This is a genomic window from Caulobacter sp. SRI_008, assembly GCF_057586355.1.
Map to the genome: position 1 here is coordinate 1 of NZ_JBYCZS010000047.1, position 14,821 is coordinate 14,821.

The 14,821-nt window shown below is 69.4% G+C and carries 11 protein-coding genes; 6 read left to right on the forward strand and 5 right to left on the reverse strand.

Going from position 1 to position 14,821, the window contains the following annotated elements; translation table 11 throughout:
• Positions 1 to 422 precede the first annotated feature (422 nt).
• Positions 423 to 1,940, reverse strand: coding sequence for an aldehyde dehydrogenase family protein (locus AC2YHT_RS25350; RefSeq protein WP_487292567.1), 1,518 nt, complete (start codon positions 1,938 to 1,940; stop codon positions 423 to 425).
• Positions 1,941 to 2,104: 164 nt separating this feature from the next.
• Here AC2YHT_RS25350 and AC2YHT_RS25355 point away from each other — a divergent pair, with 164 nt between their 5' ends.
• Positions 2,105 to 3,355 (forward strand): MFS transporter, encoded by a 1,251-nt coding sequence (locus AC2YHT_RS25355; protein ID WP_487292568.1) that lies wholly within the window; start codon positions 2,105 to 2,107, stop codon positions 3,353 to 3,355.
• 17 nt (positions 3,356 to 3,372) lie between these two features.
• On the opposite strand, the gene AC2YHT_RS25360 is transcribed toward AC2YHT_RS25355, so the two are convergent.
• Entirely contained in the window at positions 3,373 to 4,167 is a 795-nt protein-coding gene (locus AC2YHT_RS25360) for an IclR family transcriptional regulator domain-containing protein (protein WP_487292569.1), read from the reverse strand.
• 229 nt (positions 4,168 to 4,396) lie between these two features.
• Between AC2YHT_RS25360 and AC2YHT_RS25365 the strand changes: the two genes are divergently transcribed.
• Positions 4,397 to 5,530, forward strand: coding sequence for a serine hydrolase domain-containing protein (locus AC2YHT_RS25365; protein WP_487292570.1), 1,134 nt, complete (start codon positions 4,397 to 4,399; stop codon positions 5,528 to 5,530).
• Here AC2YHT_RS25365 and AC2YHT_RS25370 read toward each other — a convergent pair.
• Positions 5,527 to 5,679, reverse strand: a complete 153-nt coding sequence (locus tag AC2YHT_RS25370) for a hypothetical protein (RefSeq protein WP_158285847.1) — start codon at positions 5,677 to 5,679, stop codon at positions 5,527 to 5,529. The genes AC2YHT_RS25365 and AC2YHT_RS25370 overlap by 4 nt on opposite strands.
• A gap of 141 nt (positions 5,680 to 5,820) precedes the next feature.
• On the opposite strand from AC2YHT_RS25370, the gene arsC reads away from it, so the two are divergent.
• The 3 genes from arsC (at position 5,821) to AC2YHT_RS25385 (ending at position 9,912) form a co-directional block, all read left to right on the forward strand.
• The gene (gene arsC / locus AC2YHT_RS25375; protein ID WP_487292571.1) at positions 5,821 to 6,204 is read left to right on the forward strand and encodes an arsenate reductase (glutaredoxin); all 384 of its coding nucleotides are present in this window, start codon (positions 5,821 to 5,823) and stop codon (positions 6,202 to 6,204) included.
• 174 nt (positions 6,205 to 6,378) lie between these two features.
• Complete coding sequence (locus AC2YHT_RS25380) at positions 6,379 to 7,419, forward strand: substrate-binding domain-containing protein (protein ID WP_110121881.1); 1,041 nt, start codon at positions 6,379 to 6,381, stop codon at positions 7,417 to 7,419.
• Between the two features lie 321 nt (positions 7,420 to 7,740).
• Positions 7,741 to 9,912: a DEAD/DEAH box helicase gene (locus tag AC2YHT_RS25385; RefSeq protein WP_487292572.1), complete on the forward strand. Its 2,172-nt coding sequence runs from the start codon at positions 7,741 to 7,743 to the stop codon at positions 9,910 to 9,912.
• A gap of 47 nt (positions 9,913 to 9,959) precedes the next feature.
• Here AC2YHT_RS25385 and AC2YHT_RS25390 read toward each other — a convergent pair whose 3' ends face one another.
• Complete coding sequence (locus tag AC2YHT_RS25390) at positions 9,960 to 11,138, reverse strand: BaiN/RdsA family NAD(P)/FAD-dependent oxidoreductase (RefSeq protein ID WP_487292573.1); 1,179 nt, start codon at positions 11,136 to 11,138, stop codon at positions 9,960 to 9,962.
• Between the two features lie 70 nt (positions 11,139 to 11,208).
• The gene (locus AC2YHT_RS25395) at positions 11,209 to 13,029 is read right to left on the reverse strand and encodes a methyl-accepting chemotaxis protein (protein WP_487292574.1); all 1,821 of its coding nucleotides are present in this window, start codon (positions 13,027 to 13,029) and stop codon (positions 11,209 to 11,211) included.
• A 153-nt stretch (positions 13,030 to 13,182) separates the two neighbouring features.
• Between AC2YHT_RS25395 and AC2YHT_RS25400 the strand changes: the two genes are divergently transcribed.
• Positions 13,183 to 14,502, forward strand: coding sequence for an Hsp70 family protein (locus AC2YHT_RS25400; protein WP_487292575.1), 1,320 nt, complete (start codon positions 13,183 to 13,185; stop codon positions 14,500 to 14,502).
• Positions 14,503 to 14,821: the final 319 nt, after the last annotated feature.

A 14,821-nucleotide genomic window follows, 5' to 3' on the forward strand; every position in this document is an offset into this window, starting at 1 on the left:
CCTGGCGCTGGCCAGGCCCGCCCGCCGCCTGCTTGGGCGAGGACTACAGAGCACCCCTCTCCTCGTCGCCGTCCAAACGGGAAACCCGGCGGATGGTCCTGGTAAGGCGTTAAGAGCGCCGCCGCCCGGGAAGCCGGCAGCCAAACGACCGCGCGGAGCGCACGGGCTTCGTCGAAACGGTAACAACACAAAGCACCTCCGGGCGTCGCCCGGGCGCTCCGCTCTCCTTCACACTGTCGCGTTTTCACGCGGGAGGTCGAAGCCGCACGTCCGAGCCCTTCCCCCTTGATGGGGGAAGGGTTGGGATGGGGGTGGAGCCGCGCGTCCAACCTGCACGACGGAGGTTGGTTCAACCGCCGCAACCACCCCCAACCCCGGCCCTTCCCCCATCAAGGGGGAAGGGAGAAGTCCCCATCAACCGATCAAATCGGACCCAGGTTCACGCTCACGGCCTTGGTCTTCAAGTACGAGTCGATGCCCTCGCGCCCGAACTCGCGGCCCCAGCCCGACTGGCGGTTGCCGCCGAACGGGGTCTCGGGGCTCAGCGCCGCGTGGATGTTGACCCCCACCTGGCCGCTGTCGATGGCGCGGGCCATGCGGTGGGCGCGGGAGAGGTCCTTGGTCCAGACCGAGCCCGACAGGCCGTAGGTCGTCTGGTTGATCGCCGACAGGAGCGCCTCGTCATCGTCGCCGAACGCCTGCACGCCCAGCACCGGACCGAACACCTCTTCGCGCGCCAGGCGCATGTCGGGGCTGACGTCGGCATAGATGGTCGGGGCGACGTAGTGGCCGGGACCGTCCGGCACGCCGCCGGCATAGGTCAGGCGGGCGCCCTGCGCGGCGGCGGCCTCGACATGCTCCAACACCCGGCCCTTCTGACGGGCCGAGACCAACGGGCCGATCATCGTCGTCGGGTCGAGGCCAGGCCCCACCTTCAGATAGGCCGCCGTCTGGGCGAGGCCCTCCAGCACCGGCTCCAGCACCTTTTCGTGCACGAACAGGCGCGTGCCGGCCATGCAGTTCTGGCCCGACAGGAAGAAGCAGGCCAGGGCCGCCGACGGGATGGCGTCGGCGAGATCCGCGTCCGGGAAGATCACGAACGGCGACTTGCCGCCCAGCTCCAGCGAAACCCGCTTCAGGTCATGGCTGACCGCGCGGACGATCTCCTTGCCCACGGCCGTCGAGCCGGTGAAAGTGATCTTGTCGACGCCCGGGTGCGAGACCAGCGCCGCCCCGATCTCGTGGCCCAGGCCGTGGATCAGGTTGAACACGCCGGGCGGGCCGCCAGCCTCCAGCCACAGCCGCGCCACCAGGATCGAGGTCAGCGGCGTCAGCTCGGCGCTCTTCAAGACGAGCGTGCAGCCCGAGGCCAGGGCCGGCGCCAGCTTCAGGATGATCATCGACACCGGCACGTTCCAGGGCACGATCGCCCCGACCACGCCCACCGGCTCGCGCACCGTATAGACGAGGAGATCCAGCGCCTCGCGGCCGTTGGCCCGGGCCGGGATGGTCGAGCCCTCCAGCTTGGTGGCCAGGCCCGCATAGTAGCGCACATAGTCGGCGCAGAAGCCCTTGATGGTCGCGCCCGACAGGGCGATCGGCATGCCGTTCTCGAGCACCTCGATCTCGGCCAGCTTGTCGGCGTCGCGCTCAAGCAGGTCGGCGAAGCGCAGCATGATCCGGGCGCGGTCGGCCCCGGACGTGCGGCTCCAGCCCTTGAAGGCCTTGCGGGCGGCGGCGACGGCCAGGTCGAGATCCTCGGCCGAGGTCGCGCGCACCTTGGCGATCGTCTGCTCCGTCGCCGGGTTCTCGACCTCGATCAGGGTCTCGCCGCGCCCTTCGACGAAGGCCTCGCCGATCAGCTGGCCATGGGTCTGCGCGAGGAAGGCGAGAGCCTCCTGCGAAGGGCCGAAGATCGCTGCGTCGCTGGCGTCCGCCATGGGAAACTCCGTCGATATGAACTGGGATCTGTTTTGAAGCGCGGGCGGCCTGGCCGCCGCTTTCCCGCGCGCCCTCCCCGCCTGTCGATCAAGCCGCGCGAAGCGATGGCGCGCCGCGCGCGAGCCGTCGGATGCTCCAATGGGGCTATTGGGGGATTTGAGGCGTGAGCGAGGTTCGGGACGAATTCCGCAAGGGCTGGCGCGTGGTGCTGGCCGCCGGGATCGGGGTAGGTTGCGGCATCAGCCTGCAGCAATATGTCGGCTCGCTCTTCGTGAAGGCGCTTCAGACCGATCTGGGCTGGAGCCGGGGCAAGATCGCCCAGGCCCAGGGCGCGGCCCTGGCCGCCCTGTTCGTCGCACCCGTGCTCGGCTGGCTGATCGACAAGGTCGGGGTGCGGCCGGTAGCGATGGTCTCCATCGTCCTGCTGGCCGCCGTCTATCTGGGCCTGGCCGCCATGCCGCCGTCGCTGGGCGCCTTCTACGGCCTCTTCGCCCTCCTGGTGATCCTGGGCTGCGGCACCGGCCCGATCGGCTACACCCGCGCCGTCAACACCTGGTTCGAGAAGGGCCGCGGCCTGTCTCTCGGCCTGACCCTGACCGGCGTCTCGCTGGTCGCGGCGCTGAGCGCGCCGCTGCTCAGCTTCGTCATCGCCCATCACGGCTGGCGCGGCGGCTATGCGACGCTGGCTGGGCTGTCGCTGTTCGTCGCCCTGCCCACCGTCTTCTTCGCCCTGTGGGAGCGCCCGCGCTGGCTGGCCAAACACGGCGCCGCCGCGACCGAGATCGATGCCGCCAAGCGCGTCTCGCAGGTCGGCCTCACCGCCGGCCAGGCCTTGAAGACCGGCCGCTTCTGGATCCTGTCGCTGGCCATCCTGCTGGCCACGGCCGGCCTGACCGGCGTGATCAGCCAACTGCAGCCCATCCTCACCGACCAGGGCCTCGACGCCCGCGTCGCCGGCTGGCTGGTGGCCCTGCTGGCGGTCTCGGTGGCGCTGGGGCGCATCGTCGTCGGCTGGGCGGTGGACCGCTTCTGGGCCCCGATCCCCGCCGCCATCGCCCTCGTCCTGCCGGCCCTGGGCGTGGGCCTGCTGGCCATCGGCCACGGCCAATGGCCGCTGGCCGTGCTGGCCGTGCTGCTGATCGGCGCGGCGCAGGGCGGCGAAGTCGACGTCGCCGCCTTCTTCGTCGCCCGCTATTTCGGCATGCGCTCGTACGGCGCGGTCTACGCCCTGATCGGCATCGCCATCTCGCTGGGCGTGCCGATCGGCGCGATCGGCATCGGCGCCCTCTACGACCACGACGGCGGCTACGGCCGCGCCCTGGCGATCGCGGCCGCCGGCTTTGTGGCCAGCGGCGCGCTGATCCTCCTGATGGGACGCTATCCGCAATGGACCACGCCCGAGAAGACCGCCTGAGGCGTCGCCCCGCGCCATCAGGCGGCGCGGGACAGCGGCTCCGACAGGTCGCGGCTGATGGCGGCCGCGGCCGACTTCAGCTTGTCGCCGTACTGCTTGACGGCGTCCGGCATCTTCATCGACGAGCTGAAGAACACCAGCACCAGCGCCCCGCAGACGCCCTCGCTGTTGAAGATCGGCGCGCCGATCGACGAGGTCTTGCCCGGGGTGGCGGTATAGGGATTGCGCCCCTTGGTCGCCCAGCCGGCCTCGATGATGTCGGAGAACATGCCGCCGGACTCCGCATATTGCAGGGTCAGCGGATCGACCTGGCCTTCGCCGCGCCGATAGGCCTCCAGCACCGCCGCCTGTTCGTCGGGGCTGGCGAAGGCGAGATACGCCTTGCCCGCCGCGCTCTCCAGGATCGGCAGGGTGTAGCCCGGATAATAGTTGTTCAGCGTCAGCGACGTCATCGTGTGGGTCGAGTCGCGGATCATCATCTGCTGGCCGACCCGGGTGGCGATCGACACCGGCCAGGTCACCTTGGCCGTCAGGTCGACGATGTGCGGACGGGCGCAGGCGACCAGGCGATCGCTCTCCTGGAACCCGTGCGACAGCGACTGCACCAGCATGGTCGGTCGATAGCGCTTCCGGGCCGGCTCCCGCTCGATCAGCTTCTCGTGCAGCAGGGTCTGCACGATGCGGCAGGCCGTCGGATAGGGAACGCCCGAGGTCTGGGCGATCTCCATCATCGACAGCGAACCACGGCGGTTGATCGCCTGCAGCACCGAGATGCAGCGGCTGATGGCCCTGATCGGCACACCTTTTTCCATAGAAACGCCTCCTCCAGATTCACGCGAACTCCAGACCGTGGCGGCGAGGGTCTGGCGGAAACCACGTCCCGACTATCCGTTCGCCGGATAGCGCAACGAAGCCCCGCCACGGTCGGAGTCGTCTTTTGTGCGTCGCCTGCTCTTTCGCAGGGCGGATATTTGACCACGCGGTCAACGAAGTGGCAATTCGTGGAATTACGGTCAGACTCACATAACGTCGGAGCCCGAGATGACCGCTGAAATTTCCGTAACGTCAGCCGACGAGGCTTTGTATCTTCAGCGCTTTCAGGCCGCCGCTAATGCTCCGCAGGAGACCTACGACACGCTGGAGCCCGTGCCAGGCGCTGCTGGGCGCACGCTGATTCCAGCCGCCGCGACGGCCACGATCGACGCCGCGGCGCTCGATGCGGCCGAGGCCTACGCCAAGGACAGCAACGCCAAGGCCTTCATGGTCTGGCGCGACGGCGTGCTGGAACGCGAGACCTATTTCGCCGGCGCGGCCCGCCCGTCGCTGCTGGCGTCCAAGTCGCTGGCCAAGCCGCTGACCGCGGTCGCCATCGGCCGCGCCCTGGCGCTGGGCGTCATCGAGTCGCTTGACCAGTCGGTCGCCGACTTCATCACCGAGTGGAAGGGCACGCCCAAGGCCGACATCCTGGTCCGCCACACGCTCGACATGCGCACGGGCCTGCTGCCCCAGGGCTTCAGCACCGATCCGGCCGACGTGCTGAACCGCGCCTATCTGCACCCGCGCCACGACGACGTGCTGATCAACGACTACCCGCTCGTCCATACGCCGGGCAGCCGCTACGACTACGCCAACGCCACTTCGGAACTGGTGGCGCTGGTCATCGAGCGCGCCACCGGCCGCCGCTACGCCGAGTTCATCTCCGAAGAGGTGCTCAAGCCCATCGACGCGCCGGGAGGCCAGATCTGGGTCGATCGTCCGGGCGGCCTGGCCCATTCGGGCTGCTGCATCCTGCTGCCGGCCGAAAGCTGGCTGCGCCTGGCGATCCTGCTGCTCGACGACGGGGTCCACGCCGGCGTGCGCCTGCTGCCGGAAGGCTATGTCGGCGAGATGCGCACCCCGACCGAGCAGAACACGCACTACGGCCTGGGCGTCTATATCGGCGCGCCCTATCTGGAACGCCGCGGCTGGGCCGCGCCGGACCTGCCCTGGCCCAAGATCCTGCACAGCGAGCCCTACGCCGCCGACGACCTCTATCTCTTCTGCGGCAACTCCAACCAGGTGGTCTACATCGTGCCGTCCAAGCGCCTGATCGTGCTGCGGGTCGGCGATAGCCCGCCCAAGACGCCCGAGTGGGACAACAGCGTGCTGCCCAACCTGATCCTCAAGAGTCTCTAGCGCTTCCGGCGGAGGGCGACGCGGGCGATGAGCTTGCGGACCTCGCCCTCCTCCACCCCGTCCCGACGCATCAGCAGACGGACGATCGGCTCCGAAAGGAGTTCATCGAGTGAAGGCGGCGGGTCGTCCAGACCCCGGTCGTCGCGCATCGGGCGCTCCTCTCCGGTCGGGGGCGCCCTCCTCGCATCATTGCGAGTGAATCGCAACTACTATCCTGAAGCGTCACGCATGCCGTGGCGACCGGGCGGCCGACTTGCTATCTGCCTCGTCAAAGCATCGAGAGGCCCCGCATGACCGACTTCCCCGTCACCATCTTCCACAATCCCAAGTGCGGCACCTCGCGCAACACGCTGGCGATCATCGAGGCCGCCGGCTACGCGCCGACCGTGGTCGAATATCTGAAAACCGGCTGGACGCTGGAACAGCTGAAGGATCTGGCCGCCCGCACCGGCCTCGGCGCCCGCGGCCTGCTGCGCGTCAAGGGCACGCCGGCCGAGGAACTGGGCCTGACCGATCCGGCGACGTCCGACGACACGATCCTGGCGGCCATGGTCGAGCACCCCATCCTGGTCGAGCGTCCGATCGTCGTCACGCCCAAGGGCGCGGTGCTGGCCCGTCCCAAGGAGAAGGTGCTCGACATCCTCGACCGCCACCCTCCCGCCGACGCATCCTGATCCGTGGTCGGACGTTTTCCTGGCCGGTGTCGCAAATCTGTCGTCGAACTGTGACAAATAGCCGACCTCGCCGCCGCTAGTCTGCGCGCGGCGAGGTTGAAGGATCGCTCCCCCAGATCCTTCAGCGCGTCCAATGATTCCCGTGGCCCCAAGCCGACCATCAGGATGTCGTCCATGAAAGCCTTCCTCGGAGCCGCCGCCGCGCTCGGCCTGCTGGCCCTGGCGCCCAGCGCCCACGCCGCCCGTGACTACGTCTGGGCCGCCGGCTCTTCGACCGTCTTCCCGTTCAGCACCCGCGTCGCCGAAAACTTCGCCAAGAAGACCGGCAAGAAGTCGCCCAAGGTCGAGAGCCTCGGCACCGGCGGCGGCATCAAGATGTTCTGCGGCGGCATGGGCGAGGGCTTCCCCGACATCGCCAACGCCTCGCGTCCGATGAAGAAGTCCGAGTTCGAGGCCTGCAAGGCCAAGGGCGTCAAGGACATCGTCGAGATCAAGATCGGCTTCGACGGTATCGTCATCGCGATGGACAAGAAGTCGCCCGACTACAACTTCAAGCTCGAGCACCTGTATCTGGGCCTGGCCCAGAACGCCCTGCGCGGCGGGCAGTTCGTGGCCAACCCCTATAAGACCTGGAAGGACGTGGGCGCCGGCCTGCCGGCCAACCGCATCCTGGTCTACGGCCCGCCGCCCACCTCGGGGACCCGCGACGCCTGGGTCGAGCTGGCCATCGAGAACGGCGCCAAGAAGTTCCCGACCGCCAAGTCCCTGCACGACAGCGACGAGAAGGCCTTCAAGGCCAAGATCGACCCGCTGCGCAAGGACGGCGGCTGGATCGACGCCGGCGAAAACGACAACGCCATCGTCGGCACCCTGACCAAGACCCCGGGCGCCCTGGGCGTGTTCGGCTTCTCGTTCCTCGAAGAAAACGCCAACGTCATCAAGGGCGCGGCGGTCAACGGCGTGAAGCCGACCCCGCAGGCGATCGCCAACGGCAGCTACCCGCTGTCGCGCTCGCTCTACATCTACGTCAAGAAGGGCCAGGTCGGCGTGACCCCGGGCCTGAAGGAATACCTGGCCGAGTTCGTCTCCGACGCCGCCACCGGCCGCGGCGGCTACCTGCAGGGCCGCGGCCTGATCCCGCTGCCGCCCGCCCAGCACGAAGCCAACAAGGCCACGGCCAGCAAGCTGCCCAACATGGCTCCGCCCAAGAGCTGATCGCGTTGCGCATCATCTGAACGACGCCCCGTCCGGACCATCCGGGCGGGGCGTTTTCGTTTAACCAAACGCTGCGGCCAAAGCGCCGCAGTGGGGGCTAATTATCCGCCGGCTCTTGCCTTTCGAGGCAGATTGGCGTCTTAACGCGCCTTTCCAAACTTCCTCGGTCGCCCGAGCGCCTCGTTTTGGCGGCCGGAGGAGTTTATTTTCATGACAAGTGACCAATCAGACGGGTCCGGGACATCGGGGTCGTAATTTGGTCGTGGCGCAGGCCGCGGGCGTTTTTGTGTGCCGCCGCCTGCAGAATCGAACTGGACCGACATGCCCTTCCCCGCCTCTCACCCCGCTCTTGAGCGGGCTCTCGCCGCTCAAGGTTACGCTGAGCCCACCCCCGTCCAGGCCGCCGTGCTGGAAGCCGACGCCGAAGGCCGCGACCTGCTGGTCAGCGCCCAGACCGGCTCGGGCAAGACCGTGGCCTTCGGCCTGGCCGCCGCCCCGACCCTGCTGGGCGACGCCGAACGCCTGCCCAAGGCCGGCCTGCCGATGGCCCTGGTCATCGCCCCGACCCGCGAACTGGCCATGCAGGTCAATCGCGAACTGGAGTGGCTCTACGCCCAGGCCGGCGCCACCGTCGTCAACTGCGTCGGCGGCATGGACGCCCGTCGCGAGCAGCGCGCCCTGAACTTCGGCGCCCACATCGTCGTCGGCACCCCGGGCCGCCTGCGCGACCACATCGAGCGCGGCCACCTGGATCTGTCCGAGCTGAAGGTCGCCGTCCTCGACGAGGCCGACGAAATGCTCGACATGGGCTTCCGCGAAGACCTCGAGTTCATTCTCGACGCCGCCCCGGCCGAACGCCGCACCCTTCTGTTCTCGGCCACCCTGGCGCGCGACATCATCGCCCTGGCCAAGAACTACCAGAACGACGCCCTGCGCATCGACACCATCGACCGCAACGAGCCGCACCGCGACATCGAGTACCGCGCCGTGCGCGTGGCTCCGAACGAGACCGAGCACGCCGTCGTCAACCTGCTGCGCTATTTCGAAAGCCCCGGCGCCCTGGTGTTCGCCAACACTCGCGAAAGCGTCCGTTCGCTGCACAGCAAGCTGCGCGAGCGCGGCTTCGACGTCGTCGGCCTGTCGGGCGAACTGAGCCAGCGTGAACGCGCCGACGCCCTGCAGGCCCTGCGCGACGGCCACGCCCGCGTCTGCGTCGCCACCGACGTCGCCGCCCGTGGCCTCGACCTGCCCGACCTCGGCCTCGTCATCCACGCCGAACTGCCGGTCAACAAGGCGACCCTGCTGCACCGCTCGGGCCGCACCGGCCGGGCCGGCAAGAAGGGCGTCTCGGCGCTCGTCGTGCCCTACACCCGCCGTCGCAAGGCCGAACAGCTGCTGTTCGCGGCCGGCGTCGAAGGCGTCTGGGGCGGCGCCCCGAGCGCCGACGAGATCCGCGCCAAGGACACCGAGCGCCTGCTTGACGATCCGATCTTCGCCGAGGCCTCGAACGAGGAAGACCTGGCCCTGGCCGAGGCCATGCTGGCAAAGCGCACCCCGACCGAGATCGCCGCGGCCCTGATCCGCACCCGCCGCGCCAAGCTGCCGGCGCCGGAAGAAATCTACGACGACCCGCGCCACGGCGCCGATCCGGGCCCGCGTTCGCGCGAGCCCCGCGGCGACCGCGACTTCGCCCCGCGTGACTTCGGCGACCGTCCCGAGCGCGAACCGCGCACCAGCATGGACGGCTCGGAGTGGTTCCGCATCAGCGTCGGCCGTCGCGGCAACGCCGATCCCAAGTGGCTGATCCCGCTGATCTGCCGCCAGGGCCACATCACCAAGAAGGACATCGGCTCGATCCGGATCTTCGACTACGACACCAAGTTCGAGATCTCGGCCGAGGCGGCTGTGAAGTTCGGCGCGGCGGTCCAGTCGACCGTTCGCGAAGACGTCTCGATCACCCCGACCGCCGCGCCGGCTCCGCGCGGCCCGCGTCGCGAGTTCGACGGCGACGCTCCGCGCGCGCCGCGTCCGCCGCGCAACTACGATGACGCGCCGCGCGGCCCCCGCGCCAACGCCCCGGGTTCGCGCGACCACACCCCGCGTCCGGGCGGCTATGACCGCGACGGCGCCAGCAGCGCCAAGCCCTATGGCCGTGGCGAAGAGCCCAAGGGCGAGTACAAGCCGCGTCCGCCGCGGGACGACAAGCCCCGCGACTTCAAGCCGCGCGATCGCGACGCCGCACCGCGTCCCTATTCGCCGACCGAAAGCGACGGCGCGCCGAAGCGGGCCTACAAGCCCCGCGCCGAGGGCCGTGACAACGCCGACGGCCCGCGCGAATACAAGCCCCGCGCGCCCAAGGCGTTCGGCGACGCTCCGGCCAAGCCCTACAAGGCCAAGCCGGCCTTCGGCGACAAGCCCGCGTTCAAGGGTCCCAAGCCCTTCAAGGGCAAGAGCGACTTCGCCGGCAAACCCAAGCCGTTCAAGAAGAAGTAGTCCGCCTTCGAAAACCCCTCAGTCGCCCAGCGACTGAGGGGTTTTTCTTAGGCCGCCTGCCCCGCGCACCAGCCCGACGCCCAGGCCCACTGGAAGTTATACCCGCCCAGCCAGCCGGTGACGTCGACGACCTCGCCGATGAAGTAGAGCCCAGGCACGGTCTTGGCCGCCATGCTGCGGGAGTCCAGGCCGTCGGTGTCGACACCGCCCAGCGTAACTTCAGCCGTGCGATAGCCTTCCGAGCCCACCGGCTTGAAGGTCCAGGCGCTCACGACCCCGGCGACGCGGGCCAGCACCTTGTCCGAGCAGTCGGCGATGTTGCCGGTCACGCCCTCGTCCTCGACGATCTTCTGGGCCAGCCTCTTGGGCACGATCTCGCCCAGCACCGTGTGCAGCGCACGCCGACCGTTGACCGAGCGCTCGGCCTTCAGCGTCGCGAAGACGTCGGTCCCCGGCGCCATGTCGACGACGATCTCGCCGCCTTCGCGCCAGTAGGACGAGATCTGCAGGATCGAAGGCCCCGACAGGCCCCGGTGCGTGAACAGCATCCCCTCGCGGAACTTGGTCTTGCCGCTCTTGACCACGGCGTCCACCGAGACGCCTGACAGCGGCGAAAGGCGCTCCAGCGTGCGGGCCTCGAAGGTCAGCGGCACGAGCGCCGGACGGGTCTCGACGATGGCGAGGCCGAACTGACGGGCGATCTCGTAGCCCAGACCCGTCGCGCCCATCTTCGGGATCGACTTGCCGCCGGTGGCGACCACCAGCGAGGCGCAGGCGACGGGTCCGCTCGACAGGGTGACGACAAAGCTCTCGCCGTTCTTGGCCACGCCCTCGACGCTCGTCTCCAGCCGTAGCACGACGCCGGCCTGCTCCATCTCGTCGAGCAGCATGGCGATGATGTCCTTGGCGGAGTCGTCGCAGAACAGCTGGCCCAGGGTCTTTTCGTGGAAGTCGATGCCGTGCTTGCGGACCAGCGCGATGAAGTCGGTCGGTCGGTAGCGGCGCAGGGCCGAGACGCAGAACTTCGGATTGGCCGACAGGAAGTTGGCCGGCGTCGCGCCCATGTTGGTGAAGTTACAGCGGCCGCCGCCGCTGATGCGGATCTTCTCGCCCGGCGCCTTGGCGTGGTCTACGATCAGCACCGAGCGCCCGCGCTTGCCGGCCTCGATGGCGCACATCATGCCGGCCGCGCCGGCCCCCAGCACCACGACGTCGAACTGTTCCAAGATCCGGCCCTTCCAAGTGAGCGCGCCAAGGACGGGCGCGCGGAGGAAAAGTCAATGCGAACGCTGACCCCTACCCCGCCATCCGGTAGCCCCGCGCCTGCCCCACACCCGACACCCGGAAGCGTTCCGTCATCTCGACCAGCCCGGCGATCTCGCTCTTCAGGGCGTGGGCGACGGCGTTGGCTTCCTCTACCATGGCGGCGTTCTGCTGCACGCCCTGGTCCATCTGGTTCACCGCCGCATTGACCTCGTTGAGGCCCGTGGCCTGTTCGCCGGCCGAGGCCGCCAGTTCGCGGACCAGGGCGTCGATCTCGCCGACCTTGCAGACGATGCCCTCCAGCGCCTCGCCGGTCTGGCCGACCAGCTTGACGCCCTCGTCGACCTGGCGGGCCGAGGTCGAGATCAGGGTCTTGATCTCCTTGGCGGCGTCGGCCGAGCGCTGGGCCAGCGCCCGGACCTCCTGGGCGACCACGGCGAAGCCGCGCCCCGCCTCGCCCGCCCGGGCGGCCTCCACGCCGGCGTTGAGAGCCAGCAGGTTGGTCTGGAAGGCGATCTCGTCGATGACGCCGATGATCTGGCCGATCTGGCGCGAGGAGGTCTCGATGCCGGTCATGGCCTCGACGGCGCCGCGCACCACCTGCCCCGAGCGCTCGGCCTCGCCCCGGGCCGAGCCGACCACCCGAGCGGCCTCGCCCGCGCCCTGCGAGGCGCGGCGGACGGTGGCGGTGATCTCGTCGAGGGCGGCGGCGGTCTCTTCCAGGCTGGCGGCCTGCTGCTCGCTGCGGCGGGCGGTGTGGTCGGCGGCGGCGGCGATCTCGTCGGAGCCCCGGCCGATGCCGTCGACGGCCGACAGGATCTGGCCCATGGCCTCGTCGAGATGGCCCATGGCGGCGTTGAAGTCGTCGCGCAGCTGGCGATAGCCGTCGGGGAAGGCCTCGGCGACGCGCACGGTCAGGTCGCCGCGCGACAGGCGCGACAGGCCTTGCGCGATCCGCTCCATGACGAAGGCCTGCTCGCTGGCGGCCGCCTCGCGCGCCGCCTCGTTGCGGCCGCGCTCCTCGTCGCCGGCGGCGCGGGTGCGGGCCTGCTCGGCCTGGGCGGACTTCAGGGCCAGGGCGTTGTCCTTGAACACCTGGACGGTGCGGGCCATCTGCCCGACCTCGTCGCGACGGCCGGCGCCGGCCACGGCGACCTCCAGCCGGCCTTCGGCGAGATCGCTCATCGCCCGCGACAGGCCCGCCACCGGCCGCGAGATCTTCACCGCCCCGATCCACAGGGCGAAGGCGACGCCGCCGAGCGCGGCGGCGACGCCGAACAGCAGGGTCAGCAGGACGCCGCGCTTGGCCTTGGAGCGGGCGGCGGCGACCATGGAGTCGGTCTGCTCGTGATAGCCGTCGCCCCAGGCCTTCACATCCTTGGCCAGGCCCTCGATGGCGGGATCCATGGCCGCCAGATGCGACATGGCACCGGTGTCATCATTGGACAAACCTTTGTCGGCCGCGGCCCGCGCATCCGCGTACAGGGCGTCGATGCGGGCGGCGAAGCCTTCGGTCTTCTCGGCGACGGCGGGGTCGAAGCCAGTCATCTTGGCCAGGCTGTCCTTGCCCTCGCCATAGACCTTGTCGAGTTCCTTGGACGCGGCCTGGGCCTGCTGCGAGCCGCCGTCATAGGTGACGATGCGGTGGGCGGCGTGGCCCATCATGGCCAGGCGCCGGCTGAAGCGCGCAGACTGCACCTCGGCGGGGGCGCGGTGCTCGACCAGGCGGCTGGTGGCCGCGTCCAGGCTCTTCTGCTGCCAGACGCCCAGGCCCGTGCAGGCCAGCACCGCCGCGCCCAGCACGACGGCCGGCAGGGCGACCTTCGAGGCGATCTTGAGATCGTCGAGCTTCATGTCTGTTTCCCCCCGGATGTTGTCTAAGTCCGCGCCGGATTCACGGTTGCCGAACCCAGTTTTTCGACTGCGGCGTAAAAACCCCGTTAAGTCGCTTGACCCCCGCGCTGATGGCTGTAGGACGCACGGCCCCTCCCCGGCCCGAGCTTTCCAATGACGTCCGCCGTCCAGCCGACGATCGGCATCGATTTCGGCACCACCAACACCGTCGTCGCCATCGCCGACGGCGGCGGTCCCGCGCGCCTGGTGCGCTTCCCCGTCGGCGAGAAGGACATCTTCGCCTTCCGCTCAGCGCTCAGCTTCCATTCTGTCGCCGGCCCCGACGGCCGCCCGACCGAGCGCGTCATCGAGGCCGGCCCCTGGGCCATCGAGGCCTATGTCGAGGACCCGCTGGAGACGCGCTTCGTCCAGTCGTTCAAGACCTTCGCGGCCAGCGCCGCCTTCACCGAGACCAAGATCCTCGACCGCCGCTACCTGTTCGAGGACCTGCTGGCCGCGTTCCTGTTCAAGCTGCGTGACCACGCCGGCGGCCAGATGAGCGACCTGCCGCCGCGGGTGATCGTCGGCCGGCCGGTGACCTTCGCCGGCGGCAATCCCGACGAGGCCCTGGCCCTGCGCCGTTACGAGGCGGCGTTCGAGCGGCTCGGTTTCAGCGACATCCGTTACGCCCACGAGCCGGTCGGGGCGGCCTTCTTCTTCGCCCGCCAGCTGAAGGAGGACGCCACGGTGCTGGTGGCCGACTTCGGCGGCGGCACCAGCGACTTCTCGATCGTGCGGTTCGAGCGCCATGAGGGCCAGCTGCGCTCGGTTCCGCTGGCCCGTTCGGGCGTCGGCGTGGCCGGCGACGCCTTCGACTACCGGATCATCGACAACGTCGTCTCGCCGGAGCTCGGCAAGGGCAGCCTCTACAAGGCGATGTCGAGCCGCCTGCCGATCCCGCAGCGCTACTACACCGCCTTCGCCCGCTGGGATCAGCTGGCCATGCTGCGGGCCTCCAAGGACATGCGCGACATCCGCGCCCTGGAGCGCACGGCGGTCGAGCCGGAGAAGATCAGCCGGCTGATCGAGGTGCTGGACGACAACCACGGCTACGCCCTCTACCGCTCGGTCTCGGGCCTGAAGGAGGCGCTATCGAGCCAGGAGCGCGCGCTGTTCTCGTTCAAGGCCGGTTCGGTGGAGATCGAGCGCGAGGTGGCGCGGTCCGAGTTCGAGGCCTGGATCGCCCCGGAGCTGAAGGCCATCGAGACAGCCGTGGACCAAGCGCTGGAGCGCTCGGGCCTGTCGGCCGATGGGGTGGACCGGGTGTTCCTGACCGGCGGCTCGTCGTTCGTGCCGGCGGTGCGCGAGATCTTCCTGCGGCGGTTCGGGGCCGAACGCATCGAGAGCGGCGGCGAGTTCGAGTCGATCGCCTCGGGCCTGGCGCTGATCGGGCATGAGGCGGATCTGGATCTCTGGAGCGAACGCGTCGGCTGATCCTTCTCCCCTTGCGGGAGAAGGTGGCGGCCGAAGGCCGTCGGATGAGGGGTCTCTCGGATGGGAGACGCCTTCGCCCGGCCTGACCGCCGCACGCGGTGTTGAGATCTGAGAGACCCCTCACCCGACCCTGCTCCGCAGGGCCACCCTCTCCCGCAAGGGGAGAGGGCACGCCTTCTTGGCCTCCCGTGAAAACTCACGAAAGTTGATGGGGAGGCGCGGAGCGGCCGGGCGGAGCCCGGAGACCGTGATGTGTTTTAGCGTTTCGGCTTCGTCTGACCGCTCCGCCGCACCGTAGGCTCGAAGGACCGGGGGCGCG